Genomic DNA, 8,902 nt, shown 5'->3' with positions numbered 1-8,902 from the left:
GGCAGGGTCGACTGGCCCTCGCCCAGCGCGCGTTGCATGAAGACGCTGTCGACCCAGCGGCCGAACTTGAAGCCGATGGCGGGCAGCAATGCGGTCTGCGCGAAGCCGAGCGCGGCGTGGACGCCGATCGAGCCGGCATTGGCGCTGTCGCCGATCACCGCCACCATCTGGCGGTAGCCGAGCGCGGTGCAACGCTGGATGAGCTCGGCCAGCAGCGCCCGCGCGACGCCGAGACGCTGCGCGTCCGGCGCGACATAGATCGAGTCCTCGACCGAGAAGCGATAGGCCGAGCGCGGGCGATAAGGGCCGGCATAGGCGTAGCCGACGATTTCGCCGTCGCGCTCGGCGACGAGATAGGGCAGCGAGCGGGCGAGGATGTCGGCGCGGCGCCGCAGCATCTCGGTCACGTCTGGCGGCGTCTCCTCGAAGCTGCCCAGCCCCTGCCGCACGTGATGCACATAGATCGCGTGAATGGCCGGCATGTCGGCATCCGCCGCGTCGCGCAGGCGCAGGCGGATCTCGGTGCGGGTGCTCAATGCAGCTCCCGCGCGGCGATCGCGCCGACCGCCTGGATCAAGCCGCCGAGCCGCGTTGCCAGCACCTGGAAATCGGCGCCGCGCTCGATCCGCGCCTCGTCCATGTAGAGCGCGCGGTTGATCTCGATCTGCAGCGCGTGGTGGCCGTCGCTCGGCCGGCCGTAATGGCGCGTGGTGAAGCCGCCGGCGTAAGGGTCGTTGCGCGCCACGGCGTAGCCGAGATCGCGCAGATATCTCTCGACGCCCAGCGTCAGCACCGGCGCGCAGGAGGCGCCGAAGCAATCGCCGAGCACGAAGTCGACGCGCCTTCGCCCCGGATCGCGGTCCATCGGGCCGCCGACCGACGGCATCGAGTGGCAGTCGATCAGCACGGCGTGACCGAACTGCGCGGCGGTGGCGGCGACCAGCTCGGCGAGCCGCGCATGATAGGGGCGGTAGAGCGCATCGATGCGCGTGCGCGCCTCGGCGAACGACAGCTTGGCGCGGTAGATCTCGGCGCCGCTGGCGACCACCCGCGCGATGGTGCCGAGCCCGGCGCTGACCCGCGGCGAGCGCGTGTTGACGAAGGGCGGCAGCGAATCGGCGAACATCGCCGGATCGAGCTCGAACGGCTCGCGATTGGGATCGATATAGGCGCGCGGGAACAGCGCCTTGAGCAGCGGCGCGCCGAGGCGCGGCGCGGCGCCGAACAGCTCGTCGATGAACGCATCCTCCGACCGGCGCAGATTGTTGATGTCGAGACGCGCCTGGGCGACGAAATCGGGCGGATAGATATTGCCGCTATGCGGCGAGGCGAAAACGACGGGAACCGTCTGACGGGTCGGCGCCTCCACGGCGAGCGGGGAGGGCGGCAGCTCGGCAACGGCAAGATTATTGCGCATGCGTGCGGCGTAATTTCCTGGTCATGGAACTTAGAGCAAATATGACGGGTTCTGTCACCTGCGACGATGGCCGCGGCCGGGCCGCTCGGCGATCTTCGCCAGGCCGCGTAACCCGTTGTTGTGCCGGATTGATTGGCATCGCAATAAACATTAACACTTCCATTACACTAGCGGCGCTAGGATCGTTGGCAAGCGGTTGGGCTAGAGGCCGTCGAAGTCTCGGCGAACGGCCGCGTCGGAGGGGTCACAAGGAACAGCACGATGGCACGCATACTCCTCGCCGAAGACGATGACGCGATGCGTCAATTCCTGGCGACGGCCCTCAGCCGGGCCGGGCACCAGGTGCAAAGCTTTCCCGACGGCGCCCAGGCCCTGACCGCGTTGCCGGGCCGCTTCGATCTGCTCATCGCCGACATCGTCATGCCCGGCATCGACGGCATCGAGCTTGCCCGCCAGGCGCGCAGCGGCAATCCGCAGCTGCGCGTGATGTTCATCACCGGCTTTGCCGCCGTGGCGCTCGGCAGCGGCGGCCCGCCGCTGGCCAATGCCACCGTCCTGTCGAAGCCGTTCCATCTGCGCGAGCTGGTCGACCGCGTGCAGCGCATGCTGGCCGCCTGAGGGCGGGCGTCCGTCGGCCTTGTTGCCAACCAGCGGCGATCTTGTATAGTCCGCCGTCCTCGCCTAACTCTTGGGGCATGCGGCGGAGGGGCGGTTAGCTCAGGGGTAGAGCACCTGCTCGACACGCAGGGGGTCATAGGTTCAAATCCTGTACCGCCCACCACCTCGCCGATTTTCCTCATTTCAATCCGATCCGATGGCTGCGACCTGGTTCTCGTGGCGGGTAGGGGCGGGTTTCAAACCCGCCCCTACGCTGACGACGAGAGAGAGCGTCTCCCTTCGCGGCGGCTTGACGGGCCGGTCATCAGGCTGACAATGTGCTGGCAACGTCCGAATTCGGCCCGGTAAAGCCGCGGACCTCGACAGGAAAAACGGGGAGTACCTAGGCATGAAACGAACTGCATTGCTGCTCGCGGCCGCGCTTGCCGTCGCGAGCCCATTCGCCGCCGCCGACGCCGCGACGCCGAAAGACACGATCGTCATGGCCAAGCAGATCGACGACATCATCTCGCTCGATCCGGCCGAATCCTTCGAGTTCTCCGGCAGCGAGGCGGTCGGCAACGTCTATGAGAAGCTGATCGCCTACGACCTCAAGAATGTCAGCCGTCTCTATGGCCAGCTTGCCGATACCTGGTATGTCGGCGGCGACGGCAAGACCTATACGTTCAAGCTGCGCCAGGGCATCAAGTTCCATTCCGGCAACGAAATGACGGCGGAAGACGCCGCTTACTCGCTGCAGCGCGCCGTCATCATGAACAAGACGCCGGCCTTCATCCTGACCCAGTTCGGGCTCAGCAAGGATAACGCCAAGGACAAGATCCGCGCGGTCGACAAATACACGCTGACGATCGAGACCGGCCAGGCGGTGGCGCCGACTTTCTTCTACTACTGCATGACCGCCGTCGTCGCCAGCATCGTCGACAGCAAGGTCGTGCAGCAGCATGATCAAAACGGCGACATGGGCAATGCCTGGCTCAAGACCAATTCCGCCGGCAGCGGGCCGTTCAAGCTGGTGAGCTGGAAGGCGAACGACGCCTACGTTCTCGAGCGCAACGACAACTATTGGGGCGGCAGCAAGGCATTTGCCCGCCGCGTCGTCGTGCGCCATATCCCGGAGCCGGCGACGCAGCGCCTGCTGCTCGAAAAGGGCGACGTCGATTTCGCCCGCAATTTGACCAAGGATCAGCTCGACGCCATCGCCGACAGCCCGCATATCGCCACCCAGGAGGCGCTCAAGGGCTCGATCCTCTATCTCGGCCTCAACCAGAAGAACCCCAACCTGTCCAAGCCCGAGGTGCGCGAGGCGCTCAAATGGCTGGTCGATTACGAAGGCATCGAGAAGAACATCCTGCGCGGCACCTACAAGCTGCACGAGGCGTTCCTGCCGCAAGGCTTCTTCGGCGCACTCGCCGACAAGCCGTACAAGTTCGATCTGGATAAGGCCAAGGCGCTGCTGGCCAAGGCCGGCCTCGCCAATGGCTTCAGCGTGACCATGGATACGCGCAACCTCTCGCCCTATACCGACGTGGCGCAGGCGATCCAGGCGAGCTGGGCCAAGGCCGGGGTCAAGCTCGAGCTGATTCCCGCCGACGGCCGGCAGACGCTGACCAAGTATCGCGCCCGCCAGCACGACATCTATATCGGCAACTGGGGCCCGGACTATCAGGACCCGCACACCAATGCCGAGACCTATGCCATGAACGAGGACAACACCGACAACGCGCGGTCGAAGACGCTGGCCTGGCGCAATGCCTGGGACATCCCGGCGATGACCGCCAAGACCAAGGCCGCGGTGCTGGAGACCGACGCCAAGAAGCGCGAGCAGACTTATCTCGAACTGCAGCGCGAGCACCAGCAGAGCTCGCCTTTCATCATCATGTACCAGCAGGTGGAGGTGTCGGCGGCGCGCAAGGGCGTCACCGGCTTCATCATGGGGCCGAGCTTCGACAACAACCTCTACCACGCGATCAAGAAGTGAGCTTAAGGCTGATGTAGGGGCGGGCCTCATCCTGAGCCGCGAACCTCTCCTTCGAGACGCCGCGCCGCCGAATTGCGGCGCGGCTCCCCAGGATGAGGTCCGCGAGTCGAAGGATCAAACCCGCCCCTACGCGTTCCTCTCGTGACATCACCTTCCGCGACCGCGCGGCACGCGCCGCTGGCGCGCCACCTTATGACAGCGGCGCGCTTGCTGGGCACCGTCGCGCTGACCTTTCTCGGCCTGCTGCTGGTGACGTTTCTGATCGGCCGCGTGGTGCCGATCGATCCGGTGCTGGCGGCGGTCGGCGACCGCGCTCCGGCGGCGGTCTATGAGCGGGTGCGCATCGAGCTCGGCCTGGATTTGCCGCTCTACCACCAGTTCTGGATCTACTGCACCAGGGTGCTGGGCGGCGATTTCGGCAATTCGGTGATGACGGCGAACACCGTGCTCGACGACATCAAGCGCGTGTTCCCGGCGACGCTCGAGCTCGCCTCGGTGGCGACGATCATCGGCGTCGCGCTCGGCGTGCCGATGGGCGTGATCGCCGCCGTCAATCGCGACCGCTGGCAAGATCAGGTTATCCGCGTCGCCGGTCTGGTCGGCTATTCGGTGCCGGTTTTCTGGCTCGGCCTGGTCGGCCTGCTGCTGTTCTACGCCAGGCTCGGCTGGGTGGCGGGACCCGGCCGACTCGACGTCGCGTTCGACGATCTGGTGGCGCCGGTGACCGGCGTGATCCTCATCGATTCGGCGATGGCCGGCGAGTGGGAGGTGTTCGCCTCGGCGTTCAGCCACGTCATTCTGCCGGCCGCGATCCTCGGCTATTTCTCGCTCGCCTATATCAGCCGCATGACGCGCAGCTTCATGCTGGAGCAGTTGCGGCAGGAATACATCACCACGGCGCGGGTCAAGGGCTTGTCGGAGCGGCGCGTCGTCTGGCGCCACGCGCTGGGCAACGTCATGGTGCCGCTGATCACGGTGATCGCGTTGTCCTACGCCAACCTGCTCGAAGGGTCGGTGCTGACCGAGACGGTGTTCGCCTGGCCGGGTCTCGGCCAGTACATCACCAGCTCGCTGTTCAGTGCCGACATGAACGCCGTGCTCGGCGGCACCATCGTCGTCGGGTCGGTCTTCATCGGCATCAACATGCTGTCCGACGTGCTCTACCGCCTGGTCGATCCGCGCGCCCGATGAACGACGTCCATCCCGATACGCCGACCCTGCGCGCGTGGCTGCTGACCGAGGCGCCGCACTCGCGTACGCAGGCACGGCTAGGGCAGGCCTATGTCGCGGCGCTCGCCTTCCTGCGCAATCCGCTGGCGCTGGTCGGCCTCGTCATCGTGCTGGCATTGATCGCGGTGGCGGTCGTCGCGCCGATACTCGCGCCGTACTCGCCGATCGCCCAGGACTTGGGAATTCGCCTGCAGCCGCCCAGCATCGAGCATTGGTTCGGCACCGACGAGCTGGGCCGCGACATCTACGCGCGCATCGTCTACGGCGCGCGCATCACGCTCGTCATCGTCGGCATGGTGGTGATCATGGTGGCGCCGATCGGGCTGCTGGTCGGCACGGTCGCCGGCTTCGTCGGCGGCTGGGTCGATGCGGTGCTGATGCGCATCACCGATGTGTTCCTCGCCTTTCCGCGCCTGATCCTGGCGCTGGCCCTCGTCTCGGCGCTGGGTCCCAGCATCGAAAATGCGGTGATCGCCATCGCCCTCACCGCCTGGCCACCCTACGCGCGCATCGCGCGGGCCGAGACACTGACCATCCGCAACAGCGACTTCATCGCCGCCGTGCGGCTGCAAGGGGCGGGGACGGCGCGCATCATCCTCGGCCATGTCGTGCCGCTGTGCACCGCCTCGGTCATCGTGCGCGTGACGCTCGACATGGCCGGCATCATCCTCACCGCCGCCGGACTCGGCTTCCTGGGGCTGGGCGCGCAGCCGCCGATGCCGGAATGGGGGGCGATGATCTCGACCGGGCGCAAGTTCCTGCTCGACCAGTGGTGGGTGGCGACGATTCCCGGCATCGCCATCTTCGTCGTCAGCCTCGGCTTCAACCTGCTCGGCGACGGGCTGCGCGACGTGATCGACCCCAAGAGCCAATGAACGACGCGACGCTGCTGGCGGTCGACGATCTGTCGGTGCGCTTCCACACGCGGCACGGCGTGGTCGAGGCGGTGCGTGGCGTCAGCTTCGCGCTGGGGCGCGAGCGGCTCGGCATCGTCGGCGAGTCCGGCTCCGGCAAGTCGGTGACCGGGCGCGCCATTCTGCGCCTGGTGCCGCCGCCGGGCGAGGTGCGCGCCAAGCGGATCGCCTTCGACGGCACCGATCTCATGCAGTGCGACGAGGTGGCGATGCGCGACATTCGCGGCCGCCGCATCGCCATGGTGATGCAGGACCCGAAATTCTCGCTGAACCCGGTGATGACGGTGGGCCGGCAGATCGCCGAGGCGTATCGCGCGCATGGGCAGGGCTCGGTCGCCGCGGGGCGGGACCGTGCCCTCGATATGCTGGCGGCCGTGCGCATCCGCGATCCGGCCCGGGTCTACGACCTCTACCCGCACGAGGTCTCGGGCGGCATGGGCCAGCGCATCATGATCGCCATGATGCTGGCCCCGGACCCCGACCTGCTGATCGCCGACGAGCCGACCTCGGCGCTCGATGTGACGGTGCAGATGCAGGTGCTCGCCATCCTCGACGATCTCGTGAGGCAGCGCGGCATGGGCCTCATCTTCATCAGCCACGACCTCAACCTCGTCGCGTCGTTCTGCGACCGCGTGCTCATCATGTATGCCGGCCGCGTCGTCGAGACCTGCCGCGCCGCCGAGCTTGCCGCCGCCCGCCATCCCTATACGCAGGGCTTGCTGCAATCGCTGCCGCGCGTCGATGTACCACGCGCCGAGCTGCCGACGCTGATGCGCGATCCGGCCTGGCGCGACGGGAAGCTGCCGTGATCGAGGTCGAAAATCTTTCAGTGGTGTTCGGCCACGGCGCCAAGTCGGTGCATGCGGTGCGCGGCATCACCTTCCACGTCGCCGCAGGCGAGGTGTTCGGCCTGGTCGGCGAATCCGGCTCGGGCAAGTCGACGGTGCTGCGGGCGCTGTGCGGACTGGCGCCGGCGTCGGCCGGCCGCATTGCGATCGCCGGCGAGATGCAGGGGAAGCGGCGCGACCGCGCCTTTTACAAACGCGTGCAGATGGTGTTTCAGGACCCTTATGCCTCGCTGCATCCGCGCCACACGGTCGACCGCATCCTGTCGGAGCCGATCGCCATCCACGGCCTGGGCGACGCCGACGCCCGCATCGATTCGGCGCTTGCCGATGTCGGCCTCGGCCCGACCTTCCGCTTCCGCTACCCGCATCAGCTCTCGGGCGGCCAGCGCCAGCGCGTGGCGATTGCCCGCGCGCTCATCCTCGAGCCGAAGATCCTGCTGCTCGATGAGCCGACTTCATCGCTCGATGTGTCGGTGCAGGCGGAAATCCTCAACCTGCTGACGCGGCTGAAGCGCGAGCACGGGCTGACCTACGTCCTGGTCAGCCATAACCTCGCGGTCATCGCCCATATGTGCGCGCGGCTGGTGGTGATGAATGCCGGCCGCATCGTCGAGGAGATGACGGTCGACCAACTGCGCGCCGGGGCGCCGCGCGAGGCCTATACGCGCCAGCTCCTGCGCGCCAGCATCGGTTATGACCGTGCCGCCGCGGCGGAGATGGTGACGTTCGATTGATTGCCGCCGCGGGCGCCTGACCCTTACGCGACCCTGATCGTCTCCGGCGCGCGCGCGCCCTTGGCGATCGCCTCGAACACGGCGATGCCGTGGATCGCCTGCTCGTGCGTGACCGGGTAAGGCGCGCCGCCGGTCGCCGCGTCGGCGAAGGCCTCGAGCTCGGCGCGCTCGATGTCGACTACCGGAAACTCGATCTGGTCGCGCTCGCCTTCGAGATGACCGACGACGAGGCGACGCTGCCCGCGCATTTCGATCCACTGCTTGGCGCCGAACACCTGCAGGCGCCAGATCGGCGCCGTCGCCATCAGAGTGCCGAGATAGCCCGACATGCCGTTCTCGAACCACAGCAGCATCGAGGTGGTGTCGTCGAGATCGGTAGCGACCGACCGCTTTAAGCTGTTGACGCACACCGCCGTGATGCGGCCGAACATGTCGATCATCGCATCGATCACGTGAATGCCGAGGCCGGCCATGCCGCCGGCCGGGCTTTCATCGGGATCGGCGCGCCAGGTGCCCGGCTGGTAGCGGAAGCCGCCGGGCGCGGCGAAGGTCGCCTCGACGTGCTGCAATGTGCCGAGCTGGCCGTCGGCGATCGCCTGTTTAAGCCGCGCCATCGCCGGCAGGAAGCGGCGATTGTGGCCGATCGCCAGCACCACCTTGGCTTTGGCGCAGGCCGCCGCTGCCTGCTCGGCCGTGGCCTTGGTCAGGGTGAACGGCTTCTCGACGAACACATGCTTGCCGGCCGCAGCCGCCTCCGCCACTTGGCGGGCGTGCAGGCTGTGTGGCGTGGCCAGGACCACCCCCTGTATCTTCGGGTCCTTGAGCACGGCTCCATAGTCCTTGCCGAGCGGAATGCCGTGCGTCTTGGCGAAGGCCTCGGCCTTGGCCAGCGTCCCGGTGACGCCGGCGACGAAGCGAAGCTTCTCGCTCTTTCCTTGTGCCGAGGCGACCAGCGTCTGCCCCCAGCGGCCGAGACCGACAATCGCGGCGTTCAACATTCGTTGCAATTCCCCAGAGCGGTGCCGGCATAGTGGCAAATCGGCCGGGCCGCCCGCGAGTCATTTTTCTCGCCAAGGGAGCGGACACATCGGTCATGTTGTCCGATGGATCACTCGCTTGGTCCTGCCGACGGCGACGTGAGTCGCGCTCGCGACCAAGCGATG

Annotated in this window: 9 protein-coding genes and 1 tRNA gene; 7 read left to right on the top strand and 3 right to left on the bottom strand. The window is 67.0% G+C overall.

Annotated elements, in window-relative coordinates; all coding sequences use genetic code 11:
• Together HY058_16935 and HY058_16930 are read right to left on the bottom strand one after the other, a co-directional pair.
• On the bottom strand, positions 1-518 hold a 518-nt coding region (locus HY058_16935), incomplete at its 3' end, for an N-acetyltransferase (GenBank protein MBI3498981.1).
• 14 nt (positions 519-532) lie between these two features.
• Entirely contained in the window at positions 533-1,417 is an 885-nt protein-coding gene (locus HY058_16930) for an N-formylglutamate amidohydrolase (GenBank protein ID MBI3498980.1), read from the bottom strand.
• Between the two features lie 261 nt (positions 1,418-1,678).
• On the opposite strand from HY058_16930, the gene HY058_16925 reads away from it, so the two are divergent.
• The 7 genes from HY058_16925 to HY058_16895 all read left to right on the top strand — a co-directional run bounded on the left by HY058_16925 (position 1,679) and on the right by HY058_16895 (position 7,739).
• The gene (locus HY058_16925) at positions 1,679-2,035 is read left to right on the top strand and encodes a response regulator (protein MBI3498979.1); all 357 of its coding nucleotides are present in this window, start codon (positions 1,679-1,681) and stop codon (positions 2,033-2,035) included.
• A gap of 88 nt (positions 2,036-2,123) precedes the next feature.
• Positions 2,124-2,198: transfer RNA gene (locus tag HY058_16920), tRNA-Val, on the top strand.
• A gap of 225 nt (positions 2,199-2,423) precedes the next feature.
• Positions 2,424-4,013, top strand: a complete 1,590-nt coding sequence (locus tag HY058_16915; protein MBI3498978.1) for an ABC transporter substrate-binding protein — start codon at positions 2,424-2,426, stop codon at positions 4,011-4,013.
• Positions 4,014-4,205: 192 nt separating this feature from the next.
• Positions 4,206-5,204, top strand: coding sequence for an ABC transporter permease (locus HY058_16910; protein ID MBI3498977.1), 999 nt, complete (start codon positions 4,206-4,208; stop codon positions 5,202-5,204).
• Positions 5,201-6,118 (top strand): ABC transporter permease, encoded by a 918-nt coding sequence (locus HY058_16905; protein ID MBI3498976.1) that lies wholly within the window; start codon positions 5,201-5,203, stop codon positions 6,116-6,118. Before HY058_16910 ends, HY058_16905 begins: the two co-directional genes overlap by 4 nt.
• Positions 6,115-6,966, top strand: coding sequence for an ABC transporter ATP-binding protein (locus HY058_16900; GenBank protein ID MBI3498975.1), 852 nt, complete (start codon positions 6,115-6,117; stop codon positions 6,964-6,966). The genes HY058_16905 and HY058_16900 overlap by 4 nt, the downstream gene beginning before the upstream one ends.
• Entirely contained in the window at positions 6,963-7,739 is a 777-nt protein-coding gene (locus HY058_16895) for an ABC transporter ATP-binding protein (GenBank protein MBI3498974.1), read from the top strand. Before HY058_16900 ends, HY058_16895 begins: the two co-directional genes overlap by 4 nt.
• Before the next feature lie 23 nt (positions 7,740-7,762).
• Here HY058_16895 and HY058_16890 read toward each other — a convergent pair whose 3' ends face one another.
• Entirely contained in the window at positions 7,763-8,737 is a 975-nt protein-coding gene (locus HY058_16890) for a Gfo/Idh/MocA family oxidoreductase (protein MBI3498973.1), read from the bottom strand.
• Between the last annotated feature and the right edge of the window lie 165 nt (positions 8,738-8,902).

It is taken from the genome of Pseudomonadota bacterium (assembly GCA_016195085.1).
In the GTDB taxonomy this organism is placed as follows: domain Bacteria; phylum Pseudomonadota; class Alphaproteobacteria; order SHVZ01; family SHVZ01; genus JACQAG01.
Note: the sequence above shows the minus strand (reverse complement) of the source record. Positions and strands in the feature narration are given on the sequence as shown.